General features: G+C 53.0%; 16 protein-coding genes and 1 rRNA gene. All 17 read left to right on the top strand.

What is annotated here, in order from left to right; all coding sequences use genetic code 11:
• The first annotated feature begins 53 nt into the window (after nucleotides 1-53).
• Nucleotides 54-1667: an L-aspartate oxidase gene (gene nadB, locus N0M98_RS23840; RefSeq protein WP_249860639.1), complete on the top strand. Its 1614-nt coding sequence runs from the start codon at nucleotides 54-56 to the stop codon at nucleotides 1665-1667.
• Nucleotides 1660-2529 carry a carboxylating nicotinate-nucleotide diphosphorylase gene (gene nadC, locus N0M98_RS23835; protein WP_249860640.1) on the top strand — a complete coding sequence of 290 codons (870 nt, stop codon included), beginning with the start codon at nucleotides 1660-1662 and terminating at the stop codon, nucleotides 2527-2529. The genes nadB and nadC overlap by 8 nt, the downstream gene beginning before the upstream one ends.
• Nucleotides 2526-3290 carry a type III pantothenate kinase gene (locus N0M98_RS23830; RefSeq protein WP_249860641.1) on the top strand — a complete coding sequence of 255 codons (765 nt, stop codon included), beginning with the start codon at nucleotides 2526-2528 and terminating at the stop codon, nucleotides 3288-3290. The genes nadC and N0M98_RS23830 overlap by 4 nt, the downstream gene beginning before the upstream one ends.
• Before the next feature lie 33 nt (nucleotides 3291-3323).
• Entirely contained in the window at nucleotides 3324-4193 is an 870-nt protein-coding gene (gene hslO / locus N0M98_RS23825) for an Hsp33 family molecular chaperone HslO (RefSeq protein ID WP_259619399.1), read from the top strand.
• A 64-nt stretch (nucleotides 4194-4257) separates the two neighbouring features.
• A complete protein-coding gene (locus N0M98_RS23820; RefSeq protein WP_249860643.1) occupies nucleotides 4258-5190 on the top strand; it encodes a peptidyl-prolyl cis-trans isomerase in 933 nt (310 codons plus the stop codon).
• A gap of 142 nt (nucleotides 5191-5332) precedes the next feature.
• On the top strand, nucleotides 5333-6271 hold the full coding sequence (gene cysK, locus N0M98_RS23815; protein WP_249860644.1) for a cysteine synthase A: 939 nt from the start codon (nucleotides 5333-5335) through the stop codon (nucleotides 6269-6271).
• Between the two features lie 103 nt (nucleotides 6272-6374).
• Nucleotides 6375-7919, top strand: coding sequence for an anthranilate synthase component I family protein (locus tag N0M98_RS23810; RefSeq protein ID WP_259619398.1), 1545 nt, complete (start codon nucleotides 6375-6377; stop codon nucleotides 7917-7919).
• A 12-nt stretch (nucleotides 7920-7931) separates the two neighbouring features.
• The gene (gene pabA, locus N0M98_RS23805; RefSeq protein ID WP_259619397.1) at nucleotides 7932-8513 is read left to right on the top strand and encodes an aminodeoxychorismate/anthranilate synthase component II; all 582 of its coding nucleotides are present in this window, start codon (nucleotides 7932-7934) and stop codon (nucleotides 8511-8513) included.
• Nucleotides 8510-9400, top strand: a complete 891-nt coding sequence (gene pabC / locus N0M98_RS23800) for an aminodeoxychorismate lyase (RefSeq protein WP_259619396.1) — start codon at nucleotides 8510-8512, stop codon at nucleotides 9398-9400. The genes pabA and pabC overlap by 4 nt, the downstream gene beginning before the upstream one ends.
• Nucleotides 9400-10239, top strand: a complete 840-nt coding sequence (gene folP, locus N0M98_RS23795) for a dihydropteroate synthase (RefSeq protein WP_375295549.1) — start codon at nucleotides 9400-9402, stop codon at nucleotides 10237-10239. The genes pabC and folP overlap by 1 nt, the downstream gene beginning before the upstream one ends.
• Nucleotides 10240-10281: 42 nt before the next feature.
• On the top strand, nucleotides 10282-10644 hold the full coding sequence (folB, locus tag N0M98_RS23790; protein WP_259619395.1) for a dihydroneopterin aldolase: 363 nt from the start codon (nucleotides 10282-10284) through the stop codon (nucleotides 10642-10644).
• 4 nt (nucleotides 10645-10648) lie between these two features.
• On the top strand, nucleotides 10649-11155 hold the full coding sequence (folK, locus tag N0M98_RS23785; RefSeq protein WP_249860649.1) for a 2-amino-4-hydroxy-6-hydroxymethyldihydropteridine diphosphokinase: 507 nt from the start codon (nucleotides 10649-10651) through the stop codon (nucleotides 11153-11155).
• On the top strand, nucleotides 11137-11346 hold the full coding sequence (locus N0M98_RS23780) for a helix-turn-helix domain-containing protein (RefSeq protein WP_249860650.1): 210 nt from the start codon (nucleotides 11137-11139) through the stop codon (nucleotides 11344-11346). The genes folK and N0M98_RS23780 overlap by 19 nt, the downstream gene beginning before the upstream one ends.
• A 25-nt stretch (nucleotides 11347-11371) precedes the next feature.
• Complete coding sequence (gene dusB, locus N0M98_RS23775; protein WP_249860651.1) at nucleotides 11372-12391, top strand: tRNA dihydrouridine synthase DusB; 1020 nt, start codon at nucleotides 11372-11374, stop codon at nucleotides 12389-12391.
• A 191-nt stretch (nucleotides 12392-12582) separates the two neighbouring features.
• The gene (greA, locus tag N0M98_RS23770; RefSeq protein ID WP_249860652.1) at nucleotides 12583-13059 is read left to right on the top strand and encodes a transcription elongation factor GreA; all 477 of its coding nucleotides are present in this window, start codon (nucleotides 12583-12585) and stop codon (nucleotides 13057-13059) included.
• Between the two features lie 105 nt (nucleotides 13060-13164).
• Entirely contained in the window at nucleotides 13165-14661 is a 1497-nt protein-coding gene (gene lysS / locus N0M98_RS23765) for a lysine--tRNA ligase (protein ID WP_249860653.1), read from the top strand.
• Nucleotides 14662-15080: 419 nt separating this feature from the next.
• A 16S ribosomal RNA gene (locus tag N0M98_RS23760) occupies nucleotides 15081-15421 on the top strand; the annotation flags it as partial.

Below are 15421 nucleotides of genomic sequence, written 5' to 3'. Positions count from 1 at the left end.
TTGAACAACCTCGCGGGCAGTCGAATATCGGTTGAAGAAGGAGAGCGTTTCTAATGATTCCTCGTTATTTAGTTGATTTTAATTTGGACGAGCTGCCGCAGGTGCATACCGATGTGATGGTGATCGGGGCCGGAATTGCCGGTCTGTTCACCTCCATTAAAGCAAGCGAACAGTATAAAGTACTGATGGTAACCAAGAAATCGCTGCTCGACAGCAACACTCGTTATGCGCAGGGAGGCATAGCGGCCGTCATTTCGGACGAGGATTCCCCGGCATACCACAGCCAAGATACGCTAATTGCCGGCGCCGGGCTATGCTCGCCGTCGGCCGTTGACGTGCTGGTGCATGAAGGGCCGGCCGGTGTTCAAGATCTGATCCGCATGGGAACCCAGTTCGATCTGGAGAACGGGGAATTTGCCTTGACCAAGGAAGGCGCGCACAGCCAGCGCCGCATTCTGCATGCGCACGGAGACGCTACCGGCGCGGAAATCGTTCGCGCTTTGTCGGAGAAGACGAAGCAGGACCCGAACATTGACCTTTGGGACGATCATTTTGTTATCGATTTGATTACCGACGGGGGAGAGTGCTTCGGCGCGCTTGTTCAGAAGCCAGACGGCCAGCGGGTTATCGTCAGGGCCAAGGCAACCATTCTGTGTACCGGAGGGGCCGGTCAACTGTACCGCTATACGACTAACCCCGATATCGCTACCGGGGACGGCATAGCGATTGCCTACCGCGCCGGCGCCCTCGTTCAAGACGTGGAGTTCATTCAGTTTCATCCTACCGCGCTTTGCTATCCGGGAGCTCCCAGATTCCTTGTGTCGGAGGCGGTCCGCGGTGAAGGCGCAATACTGCGCAATATTAACGGAGAGCGCTTTATGGAGAAATACGATCCTCAGCTGGAGCTGGCTCCGAGAGATATTGTCGCCCGGGCAATCGTCAATGAGATGGAACTAACGAAGTCGACTTTCGTCTACATAGATTTTACGCATGAGTCGGAAGAAACGGTCAAACATCGGTTTCCGACGATTTACGAATTTTGCTTGAATTACGGGCTCGATTTGTCGTCCGACTGGATTCCTGTCGCCCCCGCAGCCCATTATATGATGGGCGGCGTCAAGACGAATTTGGACGGAGAAACACGGGTGGGCCGCCTGTTTGCCTGCGGCGAAGTGTCCTCTACCGGGGTTCATGGCGCCAATCGCTTGGCCAGCAACTCGCTTTCGGAGGCGATCGTATTCGGCAGACGGATTATGGAGCGCATCCATCAGTTGCCTCCGCTCGATCGCAATCCGTCCGTATCGGCGGCATCATCGCGAACGGGGCATGTCAAACAGCCGATGGTGGAGAAGAAACTGAAGCTGCAAAAGATTATGCTGCGTTATGTCGGATTGAAGCGATCCGCTGCAGGTTTGGAGAAAGGCTACGGAGAACTGAAACGGCAGCTGGCGATTTTTGACTCCTGCTTGACCAAACGCGAAGATTTCGAATTCGCCAATCTTCTTACCTGCGCCCTGTTGACTACGGAAGCGGCCTTGATTAGAGAAGAAAGCCGGGGGGGACACTATCGGGAGGATTTTCCCGAGAAGGATGATCTCTTGTGGAGAAAACATACCGTCTTTAGCCGCGAAGACGGGATTACGGAGGGACGCGTAGACGATGTATGAGCTGCAGATGGAAACAGTAAGAAAAAACCTGAAGTTGTGGCTGGAAGAGGATATCGGCATGGGAGATGTGACCACCATGACGACCGTGCCGGCCGATCAGCAGTCCAAAGGGATCATCCACTTGAAGGATAGCGGGGTTATTGCCGGTCTGCCTGTTGCGGAAGCGGTGTTCTCGCTTATCGACAGCAATCTCGTCTTCGAGGCCAAAGTGCGGGAAGGGGAGCAGGCGGCCTACGGAACCGTATTGGCCGAAGTGTCCGGAAGCACCCGCAGCATTTTGCTGGGAGAACGGCTCGCGCTCAATCTGATGCAGCGGATGTCGGGCATCGCTACACGTACCAGACAGTTCGTCGATGCTCTGGAAGGGCTACCGACGCGGCTGGTCGATACAAGGAAAACGACTCCCGGACACCGCTTGCTGGAGAAGTACGCCGTACGGGTGGGAGGAGGCCATAACCACCGCTTCGGCTTGTACGACGCCGTCATGATCAAGGATAATCATATTAAAGGAGCCGGGGGAATTGCCGAGGCCATTCGCGGCGCCCGCGCTCAAATTCCCCATACGATGAAGATTGAAGTCGAAGTGGAGAATATGGCGCAGCTGGAAGAAGCGCTGGCGGCGCAGCCGGATATCATTATGCTGGACAATATGAGCCCGGCGCAAATGAGCGAAGCGGTTGTGCGCATGAAATCGCAGGCTCCGCATATTCTTGTAGAGGCATCGGGCTCTGTCAGCCTGGATACGATCCATGCCATTGCCTCAACGGGGGTTGACGTCATCTCGGTCGGTCGTTTGACATATTCGGTGCAAGCTTTGGACATCAGCCTGGATCTTAATGCGCGGAAGGGGGGAGCGTCGTGATTCTGGTAGTAGATGTGGGTAACACCAACATCGTACTAGGCCTTTATGAAGGGAAACAGCTGCTGCACCACTGGCGCCTCAGCACCAACCGTTCCAGCACGACCGATGAGTACGGGATGATGATTTACAATTTGTTCGGCCATGCGGGGATTGAGCTTGAACAGGTAGAGGGAATTATTATTTCCTCCGTCGTGCCTCCGCTTATGTTTGTTCTGGAGCAATTATGTTCAAAATATTTGAAGAAAACGCCGCTAATCGTCGGACCCGGCATCAAAACGGGCCTTAATGTCCGCTATGAAAACCCGCGCGAGGTCGGTGCTGACCGTATCGTCAACGCCGTTGCGGCGATTGAGCTGTACGGGGCGCCGTGTATAGTCGTCGATTTCGGGACGGCGACCACCTTCGATTACATCGACGAATCCGGCCAATACATTGGAGGTGCGGTCGCTCCGGGTATCGCCATCTCGACGGAAGCGTTGTATCAACGCGCGGCGAAGCTGCCCAGGATCGAGCTGGTTAAACCCAAACATGTAATCGGCCGCAACACGGTCGCTTCGATGCAAGCGGGGATAATTTACGGCTTTGCCGGTCAGGTCGACGGCATCGTCGGACGCATTCGCGAGGAAAACCATCCGAAAGCCAAAGTAGTGGCTACCGGGGAATTGGCGGAGCTTATCGCCAGCGAATCGCGTACGATTGAAACGGTGAATCCTCTGCTGACGCTCCAAGGCTTGCAGATGATTTACGAACGAAATCAATAGAATGGATAATACAGCCATAGAGAGGATATTCCGATGCGTGATTATTTGATTAGAGCTACTGCAATGGGGGGGAAAGTAAGGGCTTTTGCCGTATGCTCCACCGGCATTGTGGACGAGATCAGCAAGCGTCACCAAATGACGCCGACGACGACCGCCGCTTTGGGCAGAACGGTTACCGCAGGCTTGATGATGGGAGCTATGCTGAAAGGCGAAGAGAAGCTGACGATCCTTGTTAAGGGCGGCGGCCCGATCGGACAAATTGTCGCCGACGCCAACGCGAAGGGAGAAGTACGGGGCTATGTGAGCGATCCGTCGGTGGATCTTCCTTTGAACGGGGAAGGGAAACTGGATGTCGCCGGCGCCGTCGGCGTCGAAGGCTTTATCAACGTGATCAAGGATTTGGGCTTGAAGGAGCCTTACCGCGGCAGCATACCGCTCATTTCCGGAGAGCTTGCCGAAGATTTTACTTATTATTTTGCCAGATCCGAGCAGACGCCTTCTGCCGTTGGGCTGGGAGTCCTTGTCGGCGTCGATCATACCGTAACCGCGGCGGGAGGGTTCATTATCCAGCTGCTTCCTGGACTTAGGGATGACGAGATTTCGCTCATTGAGTTGCTGCTTTCCCGGGTGGAGCCGGTCAGCGTGCTGCTGGAGAAAGGGCTCGATCTTGAGCAAATTCTTCAATGCGTCGTTCCCGACGTTGAAGTGCTGGGGGAGATGGACGTTCAATTTCGCTGTAAGTGCTCCAAGGACCGCGTTGAACAGACGCTGATTTCCTTAGGGCGCGACGAGCTGCAGCAAATGCTTGAAGAGGACGGCAAAGTCGAGATTGTATGTCATTTCTGCAATGAGCAGTATGTTTTTAGAGAAGAAGATTTAAAAACCATAATCAACCAGCTGTAACTTGACGATATATTGAGTAGGACGAAAAAAATAAAGTGTGAGTGACCATACGAGGGGATTAGGAATGCGAAACATAAAGGTATTGTGGGGAGCCATCGCGGTATTGCTGATTGCCGTTGTCATCCTTTCCTCCGTATTGTCTACCGATTTTTTCAACCAACGACATGTCGACATGAGCCCGGATCAGACGAAGCAGAATCAAGCAGTAAAAGTCATCGCAACGATCGGAGACAAGACCATTACCAGCAAGGAATTGGAGCAGCAGCTGCTGCAAAAGCACGGCCGGGAATTGTTGAACCAGATGGTGGATCATGAAGTCATTCGCTTGGAAGGCAAAGCGTTAGGCATGTTTGTGGAGGATAGCGAAATCCAAAAAGAACTGAAGCGTATGCAGCAAGGCTATGACAGCGAAGAACAATTTTACGAATCGATGAAAGTGCAGCTGGGTTTGTCCCCGGAGGCATTGAAAACCGACATTTACGACAAGCTGCTTCAGGAAAAAATTGTGACCAAAGATATTATTGTCTCCGATGAGCAAGTAGAAGCTTACATCAAAGCGCATCCCGACGAATTTAAAACGGCGGTTCAGCTGCGCATTCAACAAATCGTCGTCAGCGGCAAAGATCAGGCGGCTAAAGCGTCGGCGGATATAAGCAAAGGCATTGACTTCGGTCAAGTTGCCCAAAATCGTTCGCTTGACGATGCGACCCGGGATAACGGCGGTGATCTGGGATGGGTAGAGGAAGACGATCCGTTCGTCGCGGCTCCGCTGCTGAAGGCGGTCAAACAGCTTAAGGTGGGAGAAGTCAGCAAGCCCGTCGATTGGAACGGTCATCTCTATATTTTGAAATTGAAGGACCGGAAGGAAGATCCGCAGATGAGCAAGGAAGCGCTGATGGAATCCGTGCGTAAGGAGCTTGCGCTGCGCGCGGCGCCTCCGATCAATGACGTCGTCCAGAAGCTGCGTGAAAAATGGAAGGTTAACATTACGTTCTAAGCTTTGAAGCGAAACCCCGATTTGGTAAACCCGTCCATAAATTCATATTGACAACCTATGGTTCGGTTGATAAGATATTAGTATAATACCTACCAAATTACTCGGATATCATACTATATCCTATTTTAGGAGGAACGTCTGGATGGCTAAATTAGTTCAAAACATTACACAATTAATCGGTGGTACCCCGTTGGTGAAGCTGAACCGCGTCGTGCCGGAAGGCAGCGCTGAAGTGTATGTTAAGCTGGAGTATCAAAATCCCGGCGCAAGCGTAAAGGACCGTATCGCCATTAGTATGGTTGAAGTGGCTGAGCAAGAAGGCAAGCTGAAGCCGGGCGATACGATCATCGAGCCGACAAGCGGCAATACGGGTATCGGCCTTGCAATGGTAGCGGCAGCTAAAGGCTACAAAGCCATCCTCGTGATGCCTGAGACGATGAGTATGGAACGCCGGAACCTGCTGCGCGCTTACGGCGCTCAGCTTGTACTGACACCTGGAGCAGAAGGGATGAAAGGCGCTATCAAGCGCGCCGAAGAGCTTCTTGCCGAGAATCCGACATACTTCATGCCGCAGCAGTTTAAGAACCAAGCGAACGTGAAAATTCACCGCGAAACAACCGGGCCTGAGATCGTAGAAGCGATCAATTCGCATGACGGCAAGCTGGACGCTTTCATTGCAGGGATCGGAACGGGCGGAACGATTACGGGCGCCGGCAGCGTGCTGAAGGAGAACTTCCCGAACATCAAAATTTATGCGGTCGAGCCTAGCGCTTCGCCGGTATTGTCCGGAGGCAAACCCGGCCCGCACAAAATCCAAGGGATCGGCGCAGGTTTCGTGCCTGATATTCTGAATACGAACATCTACGAAGGCGTTATTGCGGTAGAGAACGACGACGCTTTCGAAACATCCCGCCGCGTGGCGAAGGAAGAGGGCATTCTCGGAGGCATCTCCTCCGGCGCAGCGATTTTCGCGGCGCTTCAAGTCGCCAAGGAGCTGGGAGCAGGCAAGCGCGTAGTCGCTATCGTTCCTAGTAACGGCGAAAGATACCTCAGCACGCCTCTGTATCAGTTTGAAGACTAATCCGGATAAGCGAGCCCTTCATTCGTTGAGGGGCTTTTTTTCATGATCAATATCAAGTATACTTAGTCCTAACTTATGAAAATGCCGACAAGGGGGGGCGTCCGTGACGCTAATAACCTATGATCAATGGCAGCAATGGGCGGACCGTTATACCGTGCTTCCCTACGTGCAGAGCTACCCGTTAGAGGACGACCGGTGCGTTAGCTGGGAAGCGGCTTGGGAACAGGCGTCGCCCGGTTCCTTCGTGCTGGAAAGCGGCAAGGGCGGCCGCTACACGTTTCTCGGGCTTCATCCGTCCTCAGCAATCCGCGGGGATGCGCAGCGGGCGGTCATTCGGCACGAAAATGGAACGGAGACTCAGGAAAGCGGGCGGCCGCTGGACATGGTTAAGCGATGGATGGAGCCGTACCGTTCGCCGGCCGTGCGGGGACAAGGCTTGCCGAAATTTCTCGGCGGCTGCGTCGGGTTCTGGAGCTATGATGTCATCCGCACCATTGAGAAGCTTCCGGAGCAGGCTGCCGACGATTTGCCGGTGCCGGATTACGCTTTTGCCCGGTTCGACAAAGTGTGGATTATCGACCATAAAGAACGGATGCTCTATATTGCGGTTCACACTGTGATTGGCCAAGAACAGCTCGGGCTGCCGGAACGGTATCAGGAAGCCGAGGAACAGGCGCGGCGCATGAAGCTGCAGTGGGACCGGATCGCCGCAGTCAATGATTCCGGACTTCATCGGCAGCGGCGGCAATCCATGCTGGAGCAGATCGAACAGGATCGGCTGCAGATCGACGTGGAAAGCATAGAAGACATCCGGGCCGACTTTCCGAAAGAGGCTTATATCAAGGCGGTCGAGCGGATTCAACGTTACATCGGAGCCGGGGACGTCTTTCAGGTGAACTTGTCCGTAAGGCAGCACAAGCCGCTGTCCCAATCGCCGGAGTCGATCTACGAATGGCTGCGCGTCGTGAATCCGTCTCCGTACATGGGCATGCTGCGCTATGAAGACTTTCAATTAGTATCCGGCTCGCCGGAGCTGCTCGTTCAACTGGAGGAGCGGACAATGCGTACGCGGCCGATCGCGGGCACCCGTCCGAGAGGACGCGACGCCGAGGAGGACCGGCGGCTGGCCGACGAGCTGATTCATCACGAGAAGGAACGGGCCGAGCATATTATGCTCGTTGATTTGGAACGGAACGATTTGGGCAGAATAGCTGCTTATGGTACCGTTAACGTAAAAGATTTTATGGTGATCGAGTATTATTCCCATGTGATGCATATCGTTTCCCAGGTGGAAGGCCAGCTTGCCGCGGGAAAACAGGCGTACGATGTGATCGCCGCGACGTTCCCGGGAGGAACGATAACCGGAGCGCCCAAAATCCGCACGATGGAAATTATCGAGGAACTGGAGCCGGTGCGCCGCGGGCCTTACACAGGATCGATCGGATGGATTGATTACAACGGAGATATGGAATTCAATATTATTATCCGCACGCTTGTCGCCGCGGGCGGTATCGGTTACGTACAGGCCGGCGCCGGCATCGTCATTGATTCGATTCCCGAGAAGGAGTACATCGAATCGATCAACAAGGCGAAAGCGATGTGGAAGGCGATCCAATATAGCGAGCGGAACGATCAAACTTTAGTATAGGGGGCATGAGCTGTGATCCTTGTCATTGATAACTACGATTCCTTCACCTATAATTTGGTGCAATATTTGGGCGAGCTGGGGGAGCAAGTGGAAGTGCGCCGCAACGACGAAATCGATCTGGCGGGCATCGAAGCGCTGAAGCCAGACCATATCCTTATCTCGCCGGGACCTTGCACGCCGAACGAAGCGGGGATCAGCCTGGCGCTGATCGAGCATTTTAAAGGCCGGATTCCGATTCTCGGCGTATGTCTCGGACACCAGTCCATCGGACAAGCGTTTGGCGGCGAAGTCATTCGCGCGGAGCGGCTTATGCACGGCAAGACGTCGCCGATCTACCATGACGGCAAGACGTTGTTCAAAGGGCTGCCGTCGCCGTTTACGGCAACGCGCTACCATTCCCTGATTGTCAAAAGAGAGACGCTGCCGGACTGTCTGGAGATCAGCGCCGAAACGTCCGAAGGGGAAATCATGGGACTGCGTCATAAGGAATATGCAATCGAAGGCGTTCAATTTCACCCGGAATCCATCATTACGGACCATGGCTTAACGATTCTGCGCAACTTCCTGAACGAAACGGCAGTGAAGCAGGCGTGAACATCTATGTGAACGGAAGCATAATAGCTGAGCAGGAGGCCGTGGTGTCGGTATACGACCACGGTTTTCTTTACGGTATGGGCTTGTTCGAAACGCTGCGCACTTACAAGGGGCACCCCTTCCTGCTCGGCGATCATCAGGAGCGGCTTCTGGCGGGCTGCAGACAATTAGGGATAGACTATAGCCCGCGCCCAGGGGAATGGGAGGACTTGATTCGGCGGCTGCTGGAATCGAACGGCCTGGAGAATGCGTACATCCGCTTTACGGTTACGGCCGGAGAAGACGCGCTAGGGCTTCCCTCCGGCGATTATCAATCGCCTCATGTCATCGTTTACGTGAAGGAGCTTCCGGAGAGAAACGAGGATCTGTACCGGCGCGGCAAGCCGCTTCAACTGCTCGAAACGGCCCGGAATACGCCGGAAGGGTCCGTGAGGTTCAAATCCCTACATTATATGAACAATATTTTGGCCAAACGGGAGCTGCGGCAAAACGCCCGGTCCGCGGGCGCCGAGGGATTGCAGCTTGACGCGAGAGGCTATTTGGCGGAAGGCATCGTGAGCAATTTGTTTTTCATCCGAGCCGGCCGTCTCTTTACCCCGTCGCTGGATACGGGCATTCTCCCCGGAATTACGAGAGCGTTCGTATTGCGGCTGGCGGCAGAATTGGATTTGCCCGTAGAGGAAGGGCTCTACCGCTGGCCGGAGCTTGTGCAGGCCGACGAAGCGTTCGTGACGAACTCGATCCAGGAGATCGTTCCTGTGACGACGTTGTACGATTTTCAGGGGACAGAGCTTTCCATCAGCGGCGGGCAAGCCGGGGAATGGACCCGCAAGCTGATGGGGCGGTATCGCAGCCGCGCAGAAATTGGAAATGAAGGTGATAGGTAATGGCTGACACAGCAGCTGTACAACCGCTGGATTGCCGGGGCATCCCCTTGGATGTGCATAGCGAGACCGTGATCATGGGCATTTTGAACGTAACGCCCGATTCCTTTTCCGACGGTGGAAAATTCAATCGGACGGAAGCCGCGGTGCGGAGAGCCGAAGAAATGGCCGCCGAGGGGGCTTCCGTCATTGATATCGGAGGCGAATCGACCAGGCCGGGAGCGGCTGTCGTCACATTGGAGGAGGAACTGCAGCGGGTCGTCCCTACGGTTCGGGCGCTGATCGAGGCCGGAATCGGCGTCCCTCTCTCCATCGACACGTACAAAGCCGAAGTGGCGCGGCAGGCGCTGGAAGCGGGAGCGCATATTTTGAACGATATATGGGGCTTGAAAAAAGATCCTGCCATGGGCAAGCTGGCTGCGGAGTACGGCTGTCCCATCGTCATTATGCATAACCGGACGCAGGCGGTTTACGACGATTTTATCCGCGATGTCATTCGCGATCTTCAAGACAGCGTGAAGCTGGCCCATGAAGCGGGAATCCGCGACCGCCAGATCATTCTCGATCCCGGCATCGGTTTCGCCAAGTCCTATGAGCAAAACCTGCAGTTAATGAACGAGCTGCATCGAATTGCCGCGCTCGGTTATCCCGTGCTGCTCGGAACTTCCCGTAAAAGTATGATCCGTACGGCGCTTCAGCTGCCGACGCATGACGTGCTCGAAGGTACGGCGGCGACCGTTACGATGGGAATTATGCAGGGCTGCCGAATTATGCGGGTCCATGACGTCAAGGCGATGAAACGGGTAGCTTGTATGACCGATACGGTCATCCGTCATAAATAAATAGACATGTCTTGACAAAGAACTGAACTGGAGGAGAAGCAGTTGGATAAAATTACAATGAACGGCATGCAGTTTTACGGCTATCACGGCGCGTTTCCCGAAGAGAATAAGCTCGGAGCGCGCTACCGGATCGATGTCGAGCTGCATCTTCCGCTGGATCGTCCGGGGCGCACCGATCAGCTGGAGGACACGGTGAATTACGCCGAGGTGTACGAGAGAATCAAAACCATCGCCGAAGGCAAAATATTCAAGCTGATCGAGGCGTTAGCCGAGCGGGTTGCACTTATGCTTCTGCAAACTTATACTAGTATAAATGCAGTTACCGTACGCGTGTTGAAGCCGCATCCTCCGGTTGCGATGTTCTTCGACGGCGTAGCGGTGGAAATTCATAGAAAGCGGGCATAAGTTCATGGGCTCACAGCCTTCGTTTTACGCTTATATTGCGCTCGGCTCCAACATGGGAGACCGCGAGCGTTATTTGTTGGACGCTATCGATCAATTGGATGATCATGAAGAAATCCGTGTGATCGCTTGTTCCAGTATTTATGAGACGGAGCCTGTCGGATATGTGGACCAGGATTCCTTTTTGAATATGGCCGCCGAGGTTGATACGACATTGACGCCGGAAGCGCTGCTTGATGTTATGATGGGAATCGAACGGACTCTGGGGAGGCAGCGCGATGTGCGCTGGGGACCGAGAACGGTTGATTTGGATATGCTGCTGTACGAAGACGTGAGGCAGGACGACCCCAAGCTGATCCTTCCTCATCCCCGAATGCTGGAACGCGCGTTTGTGTTGGTGCCGCTCGTCGAGGTAATGCAATTGCGCCGCTTTCAGCAGGCTGCCGAGCTGGCAGATCATCTAGAGAAGCTGGAAGGAAAGGAAGGCGTTATTTTATGGAAAAAAATGCAATAGCGCAGCGCATTCGCGCTTTTCGCAAACTAAAGGGCTTCACGCAAAATCAGTTGGCGGATCAATTGGACGTATCTATCGCCATCTTGGGGGCGATCGAGCGAGGAACGCGCAGACCGGACCCTAAAATGATTCGCAAAATTTCCGAGGTTCTGGGCATCGATCCCGATGAACTGCTGCCAGCGGCTAAATAACCGTATAAGAGAGGAGGATATTCATATGTTAAAAATAGGAAATATAGAAGCACCGAACCAAGTCGTTCTTGCGCCGATGGCGGGAGTGTGCAACCCGGCCTTTCGGCTGATCGCCAAAGAATTCGGATGCGGACTGGTTTGTGCGGAGATGGTCAGCGATAAGGCGATTTTGCACGGCAATCACAGAACGATGGAGATGCTCTACGTCGATGAGCGGGAGAAGCCGCTAAGCCTGCAAATTTTCGGAGGGGACACGGAATCCCTGGTTGAGGCGGCTAAGCATGTGGATAAACATACGAACGCCGATATTATCGATATCAATATGGGCTGTCCCGTTCCCAAAATCACCAAATGCGACGCCGGGGCGCGCTGGCTGCTGGACCCGCCCAAGATCGAACAAATGATCTCCACCGTCGTGAAGTCCGTCAGCAAGCCGGTTACGGTAAAGATGCGGATCGGCTGGGACGATGATCATATATACGCGGTGCAAAATGCAAAAGCCGTCGAGAACGGCGGCGGCTCGGCAGTATCCGTACACGGCCGGACCCGCGTCCAAATGTATACGGGACATGCCAATTGGGACATTATTAAAGAAGTTAAAGATTCGGTGTCCATTCCGGTCATCGGCAACGGAGACGTATTCAGTCCCGAGGACGCGAAGCGGATGCTAGATCAGACGGGCGTGGACGGCGTAATGATCGGACGCGCGGCGCTCGGCAATCCGTGGATGCTGTACCGGACGATTCAATACCTGACCAAAGGCGAGCTTCCTCCGGAGCCGACGGGACAGGAGAAGATCAAGATTGCGCTGCTTCATATGGATCGGCTTGTTGCCTTGAAGGGCGAGCATGTGGCCGTGAAGGAAATGCGCAAGCATTTGGCCTGGTATTTGAAAGGTTTGCCCGGAGCGGCGCGCGTAAAGGACGTCATTATGGAGCAGACGAAACGGGATGCGATGGCGCAAGTGCTTGAAGAGTTCGTTGCCTCGCTGGACGATAAAGGCCATGCGGGCGACGCCGAAGAGGCGCCGGTTCAGGTGCATTAATCGGCCGGAGAAGGGCATTTGGATCAGATTGACATTTGAATGGGGTTGCAATATAATCAGTCAATAGTCGTTTACCAAGGCAGATCAGTCATCATGATCTCGATCGTTAATATATTATTTATAAGTGAATTCATAGTCGGCGGAATGAGCTCGAAATATGAAAATCTTTCACATGACAGGAGATCGTTGCAATGAGTGAAAAAGAAGTCATCCTGACGCAGGAAGGTTTAAAGAAGCTTGAGGAAGAGCTGGAGCATCTGAAATCGGTTAAACGCCGCGAAGTGGCTGAGCGCATCAAAGTAGCGATCGGTTATGGCGATATTAGCGAAAACTCCGAGTATGAAGATGCCAAGAACGAGCAGGCGTTCACAGAAGGCCGAATCATAACGCTTGAGAAAATGCTGCGCAATGCGCGGATTATCAGCAACGACGAAGTGAACACCGATACGGTGAGCGTAGGTTCCATCGTGACGCTGAAAGATATGGAATTCGGCGACATCGTGGAGTATAATATCGTAGGTACGGCGGAATCCGATCCGTTCCAGAATAAGATTTCCAACGAAAGCCCTGTAGGGAAAGCCATTTTGGGCAAAAACAAAGGTTCTATTGTTGACGTTAACGTTCCTGCGGGCGTAATCCAGTATGAAATTATCGATATTAAGAAATAAATGTTGGTTTACGTAAGCGCCAATCAAGAACCGTCGATAGAAGCTTCCTTTGGAAGCTTTTTTAACTTATAGAAAGCATTCGAAATAAGGAGTTGGGAAAAAGGCATGACAGTTGAACAAGAAATTAACGAATTGCTGCAAATCCGCCGCAATAAATTGGACGAGCTGCGCAGTCTAGGCATTGATCCGTTCGGTCAAAAATATGATGTTACCCATCATGCGGGCGAAATCTTTGAAGCATATGAGAATCAAACCAAGGAAGAACTGGATGTCATCAACGCGGAAGTCAGCATTGCCGGACGTATTATGCAAAAGCGCAGCATGGGAAAAGCGGGCTTTGCGCACGTACAGGACATCACCGGGAAAATCCAAATTTATGTGCGCGCCGATTCCATCGAACCGGATAAATACAAAGCGTTCGATCTGCTGGATATCGGTGATATTATCGGCGTCAGCGGCGTAGTTTTCAAAACGAAAACGGGCGAGCTTTCTATTAAGGCGGTTAACGTCGAAGTGTTGTCCAAATCGCTTTTGCCGCTGCCTGATAAATATCACGGACTGAAAGATGTGGAGCTTCGTTACCGCCAGCGCTATGTTGACTTGATTATGAACCAGGAAGTTCAGGGAACCTTCATCCAGCGCTCCAAAATCATTCAGTCGATGCGCCGTTACCTCGATTCCCGCGGTTATTTGGAGGTGGAGACGCCTACGCTGCACGCCGTTGCCGGGGGAGCTGCCGCCCGTCCGTTCATTACCCACCATAATGCTTTGGACATGCAGTTGTATATGCGCATAGCTATCGAGCTGCATTTGAAACGTCTGATTGTCGGCGGTATGGAAAAAGTATATGAAATCGGCCGCGTATACCGGAATGAAGGGATTTCTACGCGTCATAACCCTGAGTTCACCATGATCGAGTTGTACGAAGCTTATGCCGATTACAAAGATATCATGAAGCTGACGGAAGAAATGATCGCTCATATCGCTCAAGACGTGCTCGGAACGACCAAAATAGAGTATCAAGGCCATGAGGTTGATCTGACACCGCAATGGAGACGCGTATCGATGGTCGATGCAATCAAAGAAGTGGTCGGCGTCGACTTCAGCGTTCAAATGTCGGACGAGGAAGCGCATAGGCTCGCCAAAGAGCATAATGTTCCGGTAGAGCCGATGATGACGTTCGGTCATATCGTCAACCAGTTTTTTGAGACGTTCGTTGAGGAGACTCTCATTCAACCTACGTTTGTTTATGGCCATCCGGTGGCTATTTCGCCGCTTGCCAAGAAAAATGAGCAGGACCCGCGGTTTACGGACCGGTTCGAGCTGTTTATCGTCGCGCGCGAGCATGCCAATGCCTTTACCGAGCTGAACGATCCTATCGACCAGCGGGAGCGTTTCGAAGCGCAGCTTGTGGAGCGTGAGCAGGGCAATGACGAAGCGCATGAAATGGATGAAGACTTCATCCGCGCGCTGGAGTACGGAATGCCTCCTACAGGCGGTCTCGGCATCGGGGTCGACCGTTTGGTCATGCTGCTTACGAACTCGCCGTCCATTCGCGACGTGCTGCTGTTCCCTCTGATGCGCGAGCGTCAAGGGGAGTAACAGGAGATGCCTTTAGAGCGCATAGTTCCTTTACAGGGGAATTATGCGCTTTTTTTTAGCAAGATGCGCTATAGTTACGGATAAGCGATTCGTTTTTTTGGAATGATAACTTGCAGCAAAAAAAGTTTGAAAAAACATTTGCATTTTATGTCGCTTTTTGATATATTACTTCTTGCCGCTTTTGAGGCGGTGGTTGAAAACAGGCGATTGAATACGGAAAATAAAAAAAGCTTGCAATCGACTAGGTGAATGTGTTATATTATAAAAGTCGCCGCTAAAATGGTGACGAGATAAATTGTCCTTTGAAAACTGAACAACGAGTGAGTGTTAAATAGAGAATGCAAATTCTCGCTAGCATTGAATTTTGAGCTTAAGACAAGCTCTATTATAACGGAAGGTGCTTCGGCGCCGGTCGTACTTTAATGGAGAGTTTGATCCTGGCTCAGGACGAACGCTGGCGGCGTGCCTAATACATGCAAGTCGAGCGGACTGTTCCTTCGGGGATGGTTAGCGGCGGACGGGTGAGTAACACGTAGGCAACCTGCCTGTAAGATCGGGATAACTATCGGAAACGATAGCTAAGACCGGATAGCTGGTTTTCTCGCATGAGGAGATCATGAAACACGGGGTAACCTGTGGCTTACGGATGGGCCTGCGGCGCATTAGCTAGTTGGTAGGGTAACGGCCTACCAAGGCGACGATGCGTAGCCGACCTGAGAGGGTGATCGGCCACACTGGGACTGAGACACGGCCCAGACTC

The sequence above is a fragment of the Paenibacillus doosanensis genome (assembly GCF_025060755.1).
Lineage (GTDB): Bacteria > Bacillota > Bacilli > Paenibacillales > NBRC-103111 > Paenibacillus_S > Paenibacillus_S doosanensis.
The sequence above is the reverse complement of the archived record's forward strand: the minus strand, read 5'-3'. Positions and strand labels throughout refer to the sequence as shown.